This window comes from Enterobacter sp. DTU_2021_1002640_1_SI_PRY_ASU_LCPMC_013 (genome assembly GCF_032389435.1).
GTDB classification, from domain to species: Bacteria; Pseudomonadota; Gammaproteobacteria; order Enterobacterales; family Enterobacteriaceae; genus Enterobacter; species Enterobacter hormaechei_C.
Genome location: NZ_CP135594.1, coordinates 3412624 through 3428096 on the forward strand (window position 1 = coordinate 3412624; position 15473 = coordinate 3428096).

The 15473-nt window shown below is 56.4% G+C and carries 15 protein-coding genes; 1 reads left to right on the forward strand and 14 read right to left on the reverse strand.

All coding sequences use genetic code 11. The annotated features are described in order from the left end of the window. Positions 1-37: 37 nt before the first annotated feature. From hisJ to pdxB, 12 genes are all read right to left on the reverse strand, one after another. Positions 38-820 carry a histidine ABC transporter substrate-binding protein HisJ gene (gene hisJ, locus RS584_RS16305; RefSeq protein ID WP_023295090.1) on the reverse strand — a complete coding sequence of 261 codons (783 nt, stop codon included), beginning with the start codon at positions 818-820 and terminating at the stop codon, positions 38-40. 226 nt (positions 821-1046) lie between these two features. Further along, on the reverse strand, positions 1047-1829 hold the full coding sequence (gene argT, locus RS584_RS16310) for a lysine/arginine/ornithine ABC transporter substrate-binding protein ArgT (protein ID WP_015572255.1): 783 nt from the start codon (positions 1827-1829) through the stop codon (positions 1047-1049). Positions 1830-2119: 290 nt separating this feature from the next. Continuing rightward, on the reverse strand, positions 2120-2689 hold the full coding sequence (locus RS584_RS16315; RefSeq protein ID WP_015572254.1) for a UbiX family flavin prenyltransferase: 570 nt from the start codon (positions 2687-2689) through the stop codon (positions 2120-2122). Positions 2690-2778: 89 nt separating this feature from the next. Beyond that, on the reverse strand, positions 2779-4296 hold the full coding sequence (gene purF, locus RS584_RS16320) for an amidophosphoribosyltransferase (RefSeq protein WP_006811407.1): 1518 nt from the start codon (positions 4294-4296) through the stop codon (positions 2779-2781). A gap of 33 nt (positions 4297-4329) precedes the next feature. Beyond that, positions 4330-4818 carry a colicin V production protein gene (cvpA, locus tag RS584_RS16325; RefSeq protein WP_000262116.1) on the reverse strand — a complete coding sequence of 163 codons (489 nt, stop codon included), beginning with the start codon at positions 4816-4818 and terminating at the stop codon, positions 4330-4332. 221 nt (positions 4819-5039) lie between these two features. After that, positions 5040-5735, reverse strand: coding sequence for a cell division protein DedD (gene dedD / locus RS584_RS16330; protein WP_017383444.1), 696 nt, complete (start codon positions 5733-5735; stop codon positions 5040-5042). Then, complete coding sequence (gene folC, locus RS584_RS16335; protein WP_023295092.1) at positions 5725-6993, reverse strand: bifunctional tetrahydrofolate synthase/dihydrofolate synthase; 1269 nt, start codon at positions 6991-6993, stop codon at positions 5725-5727. The genes dedD and folC overlap by 11 nt, the downstream gene beginning before the upstream one ends. Before the next feature lie 70 nt (positions 6994-7063). Next, positions 7064-7969 (reverse strand): acetyl-CoA carboxylase, carboxyltransferase subunit beta, encoded by a 906-nt coding sequence (gene accD / locus RS584_RS16340; protein WP_014884667.1) that lies wholly within the window; start codon positions 7967-7969, stop codon positions 7064-7066. A 154-nt stretch (positions 7970-8123) separates the two neighbouring features. Next, complete coding sequence (locus RS584_RS16345) at positions 8124-8783, reverse strand: DedA family protein (RefSeq protein ID WP_003861406.1); 660 nt, start codon at positions 8781-8783, stop codon at positions 8124-8126. A 28-nt stretch (positions 8784-8811) separates the two neighbouring features. Next, positions 8812-9624, reverse strand: a complete 813-nt coding sequence (gene truA, locus RS584_RS16350) for a tRNA pseudouridine(38-40) synthase TruA (RefSeq protein WP_001286071.1) — start codon at positions 9622-9624, stop codon at positions 8812-8814. Next, complete coding sequence (locus RS584_RS16355; protein WP_015572252.1) at positions 9624-10637, reverse strand: aspartate-semialdehyde dehydrogenase; 1014 nt, start codon at positions 10635-10637, stop codon at positions 9624-9626. The genes truA and RS584_RS16355 overlap by 1 nt, the downstream gene beginning before the upstream one ends. Positions 10638-10703: 66 nt before the next feature. Then, complete coding sequence (gene pdxB, locus RS584_RS16360; RefSeq protein ID WP_315748341.1) at positions 10704-11840, reverse strand: 4-phosphoerythronate dehydrogenase PdxB; 1137 nt, start codon at positions 11838-11840, stop codon at positions 10704-10706. A 111-nt stretch (positions 11841-11951) separates the two neighbouring features. On the opposite strand from pdxB, the gene flk reads away from it, so the two are divergent. After that, positions 11952-12956, forward strand: coding sequence for a flagella biosynthesis regulator Flk (flk, locus tag RS584_RS16365; RefSeq protein WP_315748342.1), 1005 nt, complete (start codon positions 11952-11954; stop codon positions 12954-12956). Positions 12957-13042: 86 nt separating this feature from the next. On the opposite strand, the gene RS584_RS16370 is transcribed toward flk, so the two are convergent. After that, the gene (locus RS584_RS16370) at positions 13043-14170 is read right to left on the reverse strand and encodes an MFS transporter (protein ID WP_315748343.1); all 1128 of its coding nucleotides are present in this window, start codon (positions 14168-14170) and stop codon (positions 13043-13045) included. Positions 14171-14238: 68 nt separating this feature from the next. Then, positions 14239-15456, reverse strand: coding sequence for a beta-ketoacyl-ACP synthase I (gene fabB / locus RS584_RS16375; protein ID WP_017383449.1), 1218 nt, complete (start codon positions 15454-15456; stop codon positions 14239-14241). Positions 15457-15473 lie beyond the last annotated feature (17 nt).

The window sequence follows — 15473 nt, forward strand, 5'->3', positions numbered from 1 at the left end:
CGCCACGGGAGGGGCCGCACGTTATCAGACGGGGCGATTAGCCGCCGTAAACATTAAAATCGAAGTACTTTTTAGCCAGCTTGTCATAGGTGCCGTCCGCGCGCATCTCGGCGAACGCTTTGTTCAGGGCTTCACGCAGTTCGTTGTCTTCTTTACGCAGGCCCATACCGGTACCGACGCCAAAGAGTTTTTCGTCCTTAATGGACGGACCGCCGAACTTGTAATCTTTACCCACAGGCTGTTTCAGGAAGCCTTCGCTTGCCGCCACTTCATCCTGGAATGCCGCGTCAATACGGCCTGCCGTGAGGTCTGCGTAGATGTTTTCCTGGCCCTGGTAAGAGACAATTTCAATCCCCTTTGGCGCCCAGTGCTCGTTGCCGTAGGTTTCCTGCGTCGTACCCTGCAACACGCCCACGCGTTTGCCTTTCAGAGATTCAAGGGTTGGCTGAATGTCAGAGGATTTCGCCACCACCAGACGTGAGTCCGCCGCATAGAGTTTGTCCGTGAAGGCAATCTCCTGCTGACGTTTTTCTGTGATGGACAGGGAGGACATGATCACGTCAATTTTCTTCGCTTTCAGGGACGGGATCAGCGCATCCAGCGGGTTTTCAACGTAGGTACATTGCACTTTAATGCGTTTGCACAGCTCGTTAGCCAGATCGATGTCAAAACCGACCAGTTCTCCCTTCGCATTCTTCGATTCGAAAGGTGCATAGGTTGGGTCAGTTCCAATACGAATTTTCTGCGGAATTGCTGCGAATGCCGCGGTGGCGCTGGAAAAAGCCAGTACCAGAGAAAGTGACAACACCAGTTTTTTCATATCTGTCCTCAACAAACTGTCTTAATACGAGATTTTTACGACGACGGGGTGTTGTTAATGTGCCATTAATCCCCTCATTCAGGCAAAGATTAATGCCTTTGAACGGGAATTTTTGCATTTTAAATGCTTAACTATGCACATAACGATCCAGTATGGTGCATGCATTGCACCATACTGGAACATAACCCCGCCGGGATGCACCACTTCAGTGCATCTCATTCAGGCATTAATCACCGTAGACGTTGAAATCGAAGTATTTCTTCGCCAGTTTGTCGTAGGTACCGTCTTTACGCAGCTCATTAAACGCTTTGTCGAAGGCGGCTTTCAGCTCGGTATCATCCTTACGCAGGCCAATACCGGTACCGTCGCCAAAGTATTTTTTGTCTTTTACCGACGGGCCGGCAAAGGCGTACTCTTTACCCGCAGGCTGTTTCAGGAAGCCTTCGCTCGCGGCGACTTCATCCTGAAACGCGGCATCCAGACGGCCTGCCGCCAGGTCAGAGTAGATCAGATCCTGGTTCTGGTAAGCCACAACATCGACGCCCTTCTCGCGCCAGTTAGCATTGGCGTAACCTTCCTGGGTCGAGCCCTGAAGCACGCCAACATGTTTGCCTTTCAACGAGTCGATGGTCGGCTGGATTGGCGAGCCTTTCGCGGCAATCAGACGTGAGTCGGCAGCGTAGAGCTTCTCAGAGAAGGCGATCTCCTGCTGACGTTTTTCCGTGATGGAGAGAGAAGAGATAATGGCATCAATTTTCTTGGCTTTCAGCGACGGGATCAGCGCGTCAAAGTCACTGCCCACCCATGTGCATTTCACTTCCATGCGTTTGCACATCTCATTTCCCAGATCGATATCAAACCCCACGAAGTCGCCTTTCGCATCCTTAGAAGAGAATGGCGCGTAGGTTGCGTCTGTACCGATACGAACTGTCTGTGGAAGCGCTGCATAGCTACTTGCTGCTGCACTCAAGCCCACGAGCAAAGACAGAGCCAGAACCGTCTTCTTCATACATTTACCCTCAAGAACCGTGATTTTATTATGGTTTATGTTGTGTGTTGTGTTGCAGGCTGTTCTTGCAGGTCTTATGCCACATTGTCGTCGGGTTAAAACTACGACGTTAAATATGTTAATAAAACGTTGCGATACTGCCTTAATGGTGAAAGATAGCAGGTCTGCCGAACGAACCGGAAAGAGAAAAAGGGAAAAAGCGAATTAAATGTCGAGGATATGATCGCGGTTGCAGTTTTGCCCTGAAACAGGGCAAATTGTCTTTTCATGCACCTTGTTCGTGCACAGCTTCACGCCCCCTGCCAGCGGGTAAAGAGATCTTCCGGCAGGTCGATATCGAACTGATCCAGTACGCGGTTAACGGTCTGGTTGATGACATCGTCCAGCGTTTGCGGACGATGATAGAACGCGGGGACCGGCGGCATAATCACGGCCCCCAGTTCGGCTGCCTGCGTCATTAAACGCAGATGTCCCAGGTGCAGCGGCGTTTCCCGCACGCAGAGCACCAGAGGACGACGCTCTTTCAGCACCACATCCGCTGCACGCGTCACCAGCGTGTCGGTATAGCTGTTTACAATGCCGGAAAGGGTTTTAATCGAACAGGGCAAAATAACCATGCCGGCCGTTTTAAACGAGCCCGAAGAGATGCTGGCGGCGATATCGCGGGCATCGTGGACAACGTCAGCCAGGGCCTGAACGTCGCGCAGAGAGAGATCGGTTTCAAGAGAGAGGGTCTGACGCGCCGCCTGGCTCATCACCAGATGGGTTTCTACGCCTGCAACGTCACGCAGCACCTGTAACAGCCGGACGCCATAAATCGCGCCGCTGGCACCGCTGATCCCTACAATGAGTCGTTTCATGATTTTCGCCCTTGCTGATTTCAGGGCAGACTGTGCAGGATTTTACGGGGAGTTGCAAGTGAGGGCGAGCGCCCTCACCTGCATACGCATCAACCTTCGTTGTGCATCTCTAAGCTTTCGAGATCGTTTTGCAGCTGGACGGCTTTCGCATCGTCGTTACGCAGCGAATCCAGATAGTCGAGATACTGCTGGTCAACGTCTTTCGTTACGTAGATCCCATTGAATACCGAGCATTCGAACTGCTGAATATCCGGGTTCTCGGCGCGCACCGCGTCGATCAAATCGTTCAGATCCTGGAAAATCAGGCCGTCGGCACCGATGATCTGCCGAATTTCGTCTACTTCACGACCGTGAGCAATCAGCTCGTTAGCGGTTGGCATATCAATGCCATACACGTTCGGGAAGCGAATTTCCGGCGCTGCGGAGGCGAGATACACTTTCTTCGCCCCGGCCTCACGCGCCATCTCAATGATCTGCTCAGACGTCGTGCCGCGCACAATGGAATCGTCCACCAGCAGCACGTTCTTGTCGCGGAACTCGGCACGGTTAGCGTTCAGCTTACGACGTACGGACTTACGACGCAGCTGCTGGCCCGGCATGATAAAGGTGCGGCCCACGTAGCGGTTTTTTACGAAGCCCTGACGGTACGGCTTGTCCAGAATACGGGCAATTTCCAGCGCGATATCACAGGAGGTTTCAGGGATTGGGATCACGACATCAATGTCGAGATCGTCCCACTCGCGGGCAATCTTCTCGCCCAGCTTCGTCCCCATGTTGACGCGCGCGCTGTAAACGGAAATCTTGTCGATGAACGAGTCCGGACGCGCGAAGTAAACGTATTCGAACAGGCACGGGTTGCTCACCGGGTTGTCGGCGCACTGACGGGTAAACAGCTGGCCCTTCTCAGTGATGTAGACCGCTTCGCCTGGCGCGACATCACGCAGGAATTCGAAGCCCAGAGTGTCCAGCGCCACGCTTTCGGAGGCAACCATGTACTCGGAACGGCCATCGCCGAGGTCACGTTTGCCGAGCACCAGCGGGCGAATGCCGTTTGGATCGCGGAAGGCCACCATGCCGTGACCGATGATCATCGCCACGCAAGCGTACGCGCCACGGATAAGGCGGTTAGTCGCGGCAACGGCGGCAAAAATGTTGTCTGCTTCCAGCGGATAATGGCGGAAGTTATCCAGTTCGCTGGCAAAGATATTGAGCAGGATTTCAGAATCAGAGGTGGTGTTAATGTGGCGACGTTTCTCTTCGAACAGCTTTTTACGCAGCTCGTGGGCGTTGGTCAGATTGCCATTGTGGGCAAGCGTGATGCCATACGGGGAGTTAACGTAAAAAGGCTGAGCCTCAGAGGCGCTGGAACTGCCAGCAGTAGGATAACGAACGTGACCGATCCCCATATTACCTTGCAGACGCTGCATATGGCGGGCTTCAAACACATCGTTTACCAGGCCATTCGCCTTGCGTAAACGGAAGCAGTTGTTTGCATCAATGGTGATGATACCCGCAGCATCCTGCCCACGGTGCTGAAGCACCGTTAACGCGTCATAAATCGACTGGTTTACCGGCATGAAACCGGCGATACCGACAATACCGCACATTCGTCTTTTCCTCGTTAAGCCACATCTCAGGGTTTATGCCCTGGGCAAGAAACTCGACGAGCTTTGCAGATAGTCAAAGAACCATCTGATAATGAAGCTGAACTCCGGAATGAGCTGCGATTTTTGCCAGTCTTCACTTTTGGAGAACCCGGTAAAGGTATCCAGGAAGAACAGGATCGCGGCCACAATAAGCACGCCTCGCAACGCGCCGAAACAGATGCCGAGTACCCTGTCCGTTCCTGACAGACCGGTTTTCTCGACCAGCTGACCTATCACGTAATTGACGATAGCGCCGACAATCAGCGTCGCGATAAACAGCACCGCGATGGCGATTCCGTTTCGGACCAGTTCATCTTCAAAGCCCGTGAACCAGACAGACAGGTAAGTGTAGTAATGACTGGCAACAAAGAAAGCACAACCCCAGGTTACCAGCGATAACGCTTCACGAACAAAGCCACGGATCAGGCTAACCAGACAGGAAAAACCAATCACCGCAATGATGGCGTAATCAATCCAGACCATATGTGTCCCACGATTAAACGCCCTGTCATCCAGTTCGGGGCGAATTCTAACAGAAAAAGAAAACGTTTGCGTAGGGATTTCCTTCCCACGCGTAAATAAAAAAGGCGCTGAAAAAATGCTCAACGCCACCGCACCTTTGACGTTTCTGTGAACGTCTGCCTCCCCCTCACCCCGGCCCTCGCCCCTTTGGGGAGAGGGTTAGGGTGAGGGGGTAATTTCTATCAGTTTGCGCTGTAGTTCATCACCACACCGCTCAGGCCGGAGATTTGCTTCAGCTCGCCAAGCGAACCTTTGAGCTTATCTTTAGACGCATCCGGCCCCACGAGGATACGGGTAATTTTACCCTGTACCGGCGTGGTGGGTGAAGTATAAACACGGTATCCCGCGCCGCGCAGTTTACTCACGATCTCATTGACCTTATCTGCATTTTTCAACGCACCGAGCTGAACGACATAGGCTTTACCCGTAGGGGCGGCCTCCTGCTGGGTCTGTTTGGCCGGTGGCGGCGTTTCCGTTGCCGCAGCCAGCTGCTCGTCGGCTTTGTCACGCTGCGGTTTAGGCTGCGTTTTCTCTACCGGCTTCGGTTTTTCAACCGGTTTGGGTTGCTCTACCGGTACAGGATCGATTTCAACGTTGTTATTCGCGGCCAGACGCGACGGATCAAGAGACGGCGCGGCTGCATCACCTGCGCGCACCTCTTCCGCTGCGCCTTCTGGCGGCTGGGCAGGCAGCGCCTGCGTTGCCGCTGGCAGCATATCGGGCTCGTCGCGATCGCCCGGTTTGGGTACCAGCGGAATGGCCGCAAATTCATCCTGGTAATGCTTTTTTTGCCCGTCGAGCAGTCCCGGGAGAATAATCACCCCGAGCGCGACCAGCACAATGGTTCCTGTTAAACGGTTCTGAAACTTACTCGCCACCGGTTCTCCCCGCGTCCATCACTTCCATGACATGTGCCACCGTGTGGAATGACCCACACACCAGCACGGTATCTTCTGGTTTAGCCTCTGCCATCGCGGCACGCCAGGCCGAAACCACACTGCTGTAGATTTCGCCTTTGCCGAGATGTTCCATCAACTGCTCAGCAGTCGCGCCGCGCGGCCCTTCCAGAGGAGCACAATACCAGCTATCGACCACACTCTCCATGCAGGCCAGCGTGCCGCCGATATCTTTATCATGAAGCATACCGATAACCGCCAGCACGCGCCCGGTTTTTGGTAACGATTTGAGACGTCCTGCGAGGTACGCCGCCGCATGCGGGTTATGTGCAACATCCAGAATCAGACGCGGTGACTCACTCACAATCTGAAAACGTCCCGGTAACAGTGCGTTCTGAATGCCATCGCGGATCGCCTGCTCGCTTACCGCTAATCCGCTGGCGCGCAGGGCTGCCAGCGCAGTCGCCGCGTTAGGCTGTGGCACCTGCGGCAGCGGCAGATTCTCCAGCACGCCCTGCGCATCGCTGAAGCGCCAGCCTTTGTCCTGCACCTCATACTGCCAGTCCACGCCGCGACGCAGCAGACGAGCGCCCTTCTCTTTCGCTACCTCAGCAATGGTGTGCGGCATGTCCGGTTCGCCTACCACGGCAGGCTTATTGGCCCGGAAAATACCGGCCTTCTCACGGCCAATGCTCTCGCGGTCCGGGCCCAGCCAGTCGGTGTGATCCAGCGCGATGCTGGTGACGACGGCGACATCCGCATCCACCATATTGGTGGCATCCAGACGCCCGCCCAACCCCACTTCCAGGATCACCACGTCCAGCTGCGCCTGCTTAAACAGCCACAGCGCCGACAGGGTGCCGTATTCGAAATAGGTTAATGAGGTTTCGCCGCGCGCCGCTTCGATAGCGGCAAACGACGCCGTATGGGCGGATTCCGCCAGCTCGGTGTTTTGCACGCGCACGCGCTCGGTATAGCGCACCAGATGCGGCGAGCTGTAAACGCCAACCTTGTACCCCGCCGCCATCAGGACAGATTCCAGCGTGCGGCAGGTGGTGCCTTTACCGTTAGTGCCGGCCACGGTAAATACGAAAGGCGCGGGTTTCAGCACGTCAAGACGCGCGGCAACCTGGCTTACGCGCTCAAGGCCCATATCGATAGTTTTACTGTGCAGGTTTTCCAGATAAGAAAGCCACGCGGCCAGGGGCGACGTGGCTTGAGGAATGCTTTTATTTTCCATGATGCCCGGTTGTCATTAACGGTTTAGAAAGCAAAAGGGCAGCGCCATTCGGCCCTGCCCTTTTCAGTTATCAGGCCTCGGGTTCCTGATCCGGTACCACCACGCCTTCGCGCGGCTCGTCCGGGTTCGGCGCCGGCAGATTCATCAGCTTCGCCAGGACGCTTGCCAGTTTCAGGCGCATTTCCGGACGGCGGACGATCATGTCGATGGCGCCTTTCTCAATGAGGAACTCACTGCGCTGGAAGCCCGGCGGCAGTTTCTCACGTACGGTCTGCTCGATAACGCGAGGACCCGCAAAGCCGATCAGCGCTTTTGGCTCAGCGATGTTCAGGTCGCCCAGCATCGCGAAGCTTGCAGAAACGCCGCCCATGGTTGGATCGGTCAGTACCGAGATGTACGGCAGACCGCGCTCCTGCATTTTCGCCAGCGCCGCAGAGGTTTTCGCCATCTGCATCAGGGACATCAGCGCTTCCTGCATACGTGCGCCACCGGAGGCGGAGAAGCAGATCAGCGGGCAGTTGTCTTCCAGCGCCTGCTCAACGGCACGCACGAAGCGCGCGCCAACCACAGAGCCCATTGAGCCGCCCATAAAGGAGAACTCAAACGCGGCGGCAACCACCGGCATCTCGTGCAGGGTGCCTTTCATGACGATCAGCGCATCTTTCTCGCCGGTCTCTTTCTGTGCAGAGGCCAGGCGATCTTTGTATTTTTTGGAGTCGCGGAACTTAAGCACATCTTTTGGCTCCAGTTCGCTGCCCAGTTCTACCAGAGAACCTTCGTCCAGCAGGCTATGCAGGCGGTTGCGCGCCGACATACGCATATGGTGGTCACACTTCGGACACACCTCAAGATTGCGTTCCAGCTCTGCGCGATACAGAACCTGGCCGCAGCTATCACACTTCGTCCATACCCCTTCAGGAATGCTCGCTTTACGCGTTGGGGTAATGTTGCTTTTAATTCGTTCAATCCAGCTCATTGATAACCTTTCTGCCTGAACCTGGTCGTATGCCAGTTTTGCTGTAAGAGGCGAATAATGCCATTTTTGCCTCCAACAGACCATGAATGTTGCACATTAAAACATAACAGCCCGAAACTTTGGATAAAAAAGTGGTCGAACCGCCAGCGTGCATTTACTTCGCTTGCTTTGCCGCCGCGCGTTTGTGACGGATAATTTCGATGACGCCAGGCAGTACGGAAAGCACAATAATCGCTACAATCAGTAACTTAAGGTTTTCCTGAACCACCGGCAGATCGCCAAACAGGTAGCCTGCATAGGTGAACAGCAGCACCCACAGCAGCGCGCCCACCACGTTGTACATGGCAAAATGACGATAGGACATGTGACCCATTCCCGCCACAAACGGTGCAAATGTACGCACAATAGGCACAAAACGGGCAAGGATTATGGTCTTACCGCCATGGCGCTCATAGAACGCATGGGTCTTATCTAAATAACTGCGGCGGAAAATCTTCGAGTCCGGATTACTGAACAACCGCTCGCCAAACACCCGCCCGATGGTGTAATTGACCGCATCACCAACAATCGCGGCGATGATCATCAGGACCACCATCAGATGGACATTCAGGTCATTCGTTGGCAGTGCGGATAACGCGCCCGCCACGAACAGCAGTGAATCTCCCGGCAGGAACGGCGTAACCACAAGGCCGGTTTCACAGAACAGAATGAGGAACAGAATGGCGTACACCCAGACGCCGTACTGCGCGACCAGCTCCGCCAGGTGAACATCAATATGCAGGATGAAATCAATCAGAAAACGTATTACGTCCATATTGTCTAAGCCCTAATTGCACCTTTGTTTAGTCCGCTAAAAACAGCGGGCCCATTGGCGGTTTTGGCAGGTCGAACCGGTCCGGATAATCCACCGAAACCAGATACAGCCCTTCCGCTTTCGCCGTTGCTGCCGCAAGCGTTCTGTCCTTCGCTGCCAGCAGTTCTGCAATCCAGCTCTCCGGCTGGTGTCCGGCGCCCACTTCCATCAGGCTGCCTACAATATTCCGCACCATATGATGTACAAAGGCATTGGCTTTGATATCCACCACCACATACGCGCCATAACGACTGACGTTAATGTGCATGACGTTACGCCACGGCGTACGGGACTGACACTGCACCGCACGAAACGACGTAAAATCATTCTCTCCAATCAGACACTGCGCCGCACGCTGCATACGTTCTGCATCCAGCGGTTCATAAAAATGCGTCACGCCCTGGCTTAACACCGCCGGGCGCAGGCGCTGGTTATAGATGACATAACGGTAGCGCCGCGCCGTCGCGCTGAAACGCGCGTGAAAATCATCCGGCACAGCTTTCACCCAACGCACGGCAATGTCACCAGGCAAATTCGCATTTACACCCAGCGTCCAGGCCGCGTCTTTGCGCACGGCGGTGGTGTCAAAATGCACCACCTGCCCCGTGCCGTGAACGCCGGCATCGGTGCGGCCCGCACAGAAGACGCTTATCGGTTCATTCGCCACCTGAGAGAGCGCTTTCTCCAGCTTCTCCTGGACGCTGCGCACCTCATTCTGCCGCTGCCAGCCATAGTATTTACTGCCATCGTATTCAATGCCGAGGGCAATTCTGTGGACCGGCTTTTGTTCCACATCTGACATCAGTACAGATACTCCTGCACCAGTTTTTCCGCGATTTTGACCGCCATCAGCGCGCCGCCAAAACGCACGTTGTCGGCAACGGACCAGAACTGCACCTGCTCCGGCATACCGTAATCGTTACGCACGCAGCCCACAGAGAGATGCGCGCTGCCGGTGGCGTCGCCCACCTGCGTCGGGAATTCGCTCTCTTCAGACAGGACAATGTCCTCACCGCGGCCAAACGCGTCGCGGGCTTCTTCAGCCGCCAGCGGACGCAGGGCTTCAAACCCGACCATCTGCGCGTGGCCGTAAAAGACCGGAGACTGCACGACATTCGCGGAGATCATCAGCCCGTCATCCTGCAAAATTTTGCGTGCTTCATCGACGATACGACGCTCTTCCCGCACCGAACCTTCACGATCCGGCAGAAGCGGCAGCATGTTGAACGCCAGCTGGCGGCCAAAGAAATCATCTTCGTCGATCGGAATACCGTTCAGCAGCTTCGCGCTCTGCCCTGCCAGTGCGTCTACGGCTTTTTTACCGTTAGCGGAGGCTGAAAGCAGGCTGGTCACGGAAATACGCGACAGGCCACCGTCGTCGATCAGCGGCTTCAGCGCGGTCAGCAGCTGGCTGGTGAGGCTGTTCGGTACTGCAATGATGTTGCGGTTGCGGTAGTCAGCCAGCACAAACGGGTTGACGTCCGGCACCACCAGCGGCACATCCGGCTCCAGGGAGAACAGGCCGCTCAGGTCGATCACCAGACAGCCTGAATTTGTCGCTTCTTCAATGTAAGACGCCGTGGCTTCCGCACCTGCGGCAAAAAACGCCAGCTGAGCCTGCGTCCAGTCAAACGCGGCGGCGTCCTGCACCATCACGGATTTCCCGCCGAAACGCAGATGTTCTCCTGCGCTGTCGGTACGCGCCAGTGCGTAAATCTCACCCACCGGGAACTGACGCTCAGCAAGGGTTTCAAGCAGGGCTTCGCCCACGGCGCCAGTGGCACCCAAAATGGCAATGTTCCAGCCTTCAGACATGGTGGTTTACTCCAGAAATAAAAAGCGTCCCTGCCGGAGCATCCGACAGGGAGCATTAAGAAGACATTAACGTGCCGGGTGGTGAACGGCGTTAAATCCCAGTTTATGCAGCAGCCCCGCCGCTGACGCGTCATCGCACATGACATACAGGGAAGACCACTCGCGGCGCTCAAGGTAATTTTTGCGCAGCTTGTCAAACTCACCCGGAATACCCGCCACTTTACGCAGCAGCGCGTCATCGCGGCGCACATCATACACCAAATGCACCAGTCTTTTCAGCGTTGCCTCATCCAGCGGGCCATGAAGGGTAATGCGGCCGAATTCCGGGGCGGGCAGCAGCGTATCCAGCGCCACCTGCTGCGGATGGCCGATAAAGGCGCTGTAAGCCTCAAACACCTGGGTTGTGCCACGCGCTTTGCCTTCAAGGGTATAACCCGCGATATGCGCGGTACCCACGTCCACCTTATTCAGCAATGCGACGTTGAGATCCGGCTCTGGCTCCCAGACGTCCAGCACGACGCTAAGATCTTGTCTTTCGTCGAGACATGTCAGCAGCGCCGCGTTATCCACCACTGGTCCCCGGCAGGCATTTATCAGAATAGTGCCAGCCTTCAGACGGCGGATCAGCTTTTCGTCGGACAGGTGCAGAGTCTTGTACGGCCCCTCTTTAAAGAGCGGCGTATGGAAGGTGATGACGTCGCACTCGTCGACCAGCTCATCCAGCGTGCGGAAGTCGCCTTCATCGCCGTTATCCTTACGCGGCGGATCGCACAGCAGGGTGCGGATACCCCAGGCTTCCAGACGCTTTTGCAGACGTCCGCCCACGTTGCCCACCCCCACAATCCCGACGGTGCGGTCTTTCAGCGCAAAACCATCGCGCTCGGCCAGCATCAATAGCGAGGAGAAAACATATTCCACGACGGCAATGGCGTTACAGCCTGGCGCCGCGGAAAAACCAATCCCCGCCTGCTTAAGCCACTGGTCATCCACATGATCGGTCCCGGCCGTTGCCGTCCCGACAAATTTTACCCCTTTGCCGGTGAGCAGCGCCTCATTTACTTTGGTCACCGAGCGCACCATCAGGGCGTCTGCATCGTCCAGTTCGCTGACCGGAATCGGGCGACCAGGGACAGCCTTAACCTCACCCAGGCGGCTGAACAGCTCACGGGCGTAAGGCATATTTTCATCAACGAGGATTTTCACGTCTGAGTACCTGTTTGAGAGGAAGTAAACCTGCCAAGTGTGCCATAATCTCGCCGCCGGGCATATATCTCCGCCCGGTTACGCAGAGTTTGACTTTAAGGATTTTTGACGATGCAGCCCATTTCAGGTACGCCTCCGCGCCCTCCGGGTGAAGGCCCCGTAACGCCCAACACGCCAGGCGAACAACCGCTCTCCACGCAGCAACGCACCGTACTGGAGCGTCTGATCACGCGTCTTATTGCGTTAACCTCACAGCAAAACGCAGAGGTATGGGCCGGCGTTAAGCACGATTTGGGCGTAAGAAACGATGCGCCGCTACAGTCGCGCCATTTCCCTGCCGCCGAACAAAACCTGAACCAGCGTCTTACAAGCGCACAGCAGCAACATACTACCCGCCAGATTATCTCGCAGCTGACCGAGCTGTTGGGCCAGGGGAATAATCGCCAGGCGGTGAGTGATTTTATCCGTCAACAGTACGGTCATACCGCCCTGAGCCAGCTTTCGCAAGAACAGCTGAAAACCGTGTTGACCCTGCTACAAAGCAATCAGCTTTCTATCCCGCAGCCGCAACAGCGCCCGTCTACAGAGCGGCCATTGCAGCCTGCGGAGCATAATACGCTCAAGCAGATGGTCACTAAGCTGGCTGCCGCTACCGGCGAACCCACAAAGCTTATCTGGCAATCCATGCTGGAACTTTCCGGTGTGAAAGCGGGCGAGATGATCCCGGCAAAACAGTTTACCCATCTGGTCACCTGGCTCCAGGCGCGTCAGACGCTCAGCACCCAGAGCGCCCCGACCCTGCACAGCGTACAGGCGGCGCTGAAACAACCGCTGGAACCGCACGAGTTCGATATGATTCGGGATTACGCTCAGCAGAGCTGGCAGGCTACGCCGCAAACGGTGCTGACCACCGCGCAGGTGCAGGATGTGCTCAATCAGATCTTCATTCGCCGCGCCGAGCGGGAAGGCGGCGTGCCGGAGGTAAGAAACATTCAGCCGATCTACAACCCGCTGTTTGCCCACGTAGTTGATACGTTCAAAACGCTTTCTGCCCGTCCGGGATTGATGTTTATCGCGTTGGTGATTGCGCTGGCGATTTTCTGGCTGGTTGCTTAAAACTGCCGGGTGGCGGCTTCGCCTTACCCGGCCTACGGTTCGCGCGGTTGTAGGCCCGGTAAGGCGAAGCCGCCACCGGGCAAAAACTACGACCTGCGAAACGCCATCAGCGTCACCACAATCCCCACCACCGCAGAAACTGCACCGGCCAGGAAGACGGACGGGTAGCCAAACGAGGTGGCTAACACCCCGGCCAGCGGCCCGGTGACCCCGTATGAGATATCCTGAAACGCCGCATAGCCGCCCAGCGCCGGGAAGATCAGCGAGCAGCCGCAGCCGGTTAACGCCGCACCCAGCAGCGCAACGGATGCAGAGGGCGCCTGCCAGAGCAGTACCAGACCCACGGTCTCAATGACAAGTGACGCCACGGCCACCTTCACGCCGCCAAAGCGATCCGGCATCCAGCCAAACAGCACGCGCATCAATACAAACGCGCCGCCAAAGGCCGTCAATGTAAAGCCCGCCATCACCCAGCCGCGGCTCATGAAATAGAGGGAGACAAAGGTACCAATAACCGCGAAGCCCACCCCCTGAAGCGCCAGCCCAAGCCCCGGCTGCCAGATTTGCCCCACCACGCTCCACAGCGAAGGACGCTCGCCTTTATGGGCGGGCACCTTACGCACCGAACCGTTAAACGCCCATGCCAGCAGCGGCAATACCATGGTGGTGCCTGCCAGCGCCGCAAAACCAAACTGGCTGTGGATCAGCAGCCCCAGCGGTGCTCCTGCCGCCAGCGCGCCGTAAATCGCCATCCCGTTCCAGGACATCACTTTTCCGGAACGCGCAGGCCCCACCAGCCCCATTCCCCAGGTCAGGGTGCCGGTCAGCAGCTGGCTTTCGCCAAAGCCGAGGATCAGACGCCCTGCCACCAGCAGCGCGAATTTATACCCTGCATCTATCGGCAACAGCGCCGCCAGCAGCCAGGCGCCCCCCGCCAGCCCGCAGGCAAACATGCCCTGCAACGCCGAGCGTTTTGCGCCGTGCTGATCCGCCAGGCGACCGGCGTAGCCCCGGGTTAATACCGTCGCTAAAAACTGAATGCCCACCGCAATGCCGACCATGGTGTTGCCATAGCCCAGCTCCTGGTGAACGAACAAGGGGATCACCGGCAGCGGCAGGCCAACGGTCATATAGGTCAGAAACACCGCAAAGGCGATGCGGAAAAGGGAAAGGTTCCCGGAAGGAGCGCTCTTCTCAGGGGTAACAGCCTTCATGCATAACTCCGTGTTCAGGCATAAAAAAAAGGAGCCGCGCGGCTCCCTTCTACTATACCTTCAAACGCTTACGCTTTCAGCTTACGCATCACCAGCGTGGCGTTGGTGCCGCCGAAACCGAAGCTGTTGGACATAACGGTCGTCAGCTCACGTTCGGTGGTTTCAGTCACGATGTTCAGGCCAGCCGCCTGCTCGTCCATCTCTTCGATGTTGATGCTTGGCGCGATAAAGCCGTTTTCCAGCATCAGCAGAGAGTAGATCGCTTCCTGCACGCCCGCCGCACCCAGAGAGTGACCGGTCATGGCTTTGGTTGCAGAGATAGCCGGGCTGTTGTCGCCGAACACTTCACGGATCGCACCCAGCTCTTTCACGTCGCCTACCGGCGTTGAGGTGCCGTGGGAGTTCAGGTAGTCGATTGGAGTATCAACACCGTGCATCGCCATCTTCATGCAGCGCACCGCGCCTTCACCGGATGGAGCAACCATGTCAGCGCCGTCAGACGTTGCGCCGTAGCCCACGATCTCAGCATAGATGTGCGCGCCACGCGCCAGCGCGTGTTCCAGCTCTTCAACCACAACCATACCGCCGCCGCCAGCGATAACAAAACCGTCGCGGTGTGCGTCATAAGTACGGGACGCTTTGTCTGGCGTTTCGTTGTATTTGGTGGACAGTGCGCCCATCGCGTCGAACTCACAGGCCATTTCCCAGCCCAGCTCTTCGCCGCCGCCAGCAAATACGATGTCCTGTTTGCCCAGCTGGATCTGCTCAACCGCATTACCGATACAGTGTGCGGAGGTCGCACATGCGGAGCTGATGGAGTAGTTCACACCGTGGATTTTGAACGGCGTTGCCAGGCACGCGGAAACCGCTGACCCCATGGCTTTGGTCACAACGTATGGACCGACCGCTTTCAGGCCGCGCGGGCTGCGCATGGCGTCAGCACCGAACACCTGAGCTTTAGAGGAACCGCCGGAGCCTGCAATCAGGCCCACGCGTGGGTTGTTCTGGTAAGCGTCTTCGCTCAGACCAGAATCCTTGATAGCTTCCTGCATGGAAAGATAGGCGTAGATAGAGGCATCGTTCATGAAACGAACCACTTTACGGTCAATTAAACCGGTGGTGTCCAGTTTAACGTTACCCCATACGTGGCTACGCATTCCAGAATCTTTAAACTCTTCAGAGAAAGTGATCCCGGAGCGTCCTTCACGCAGAGATGCCAGGACTTCCTGCTGGTTATTACCGATGCTGGAAACGATGCCCAGGCCAGTAATCACTGCACGTTTCATTCAATACCTCTGTAAGT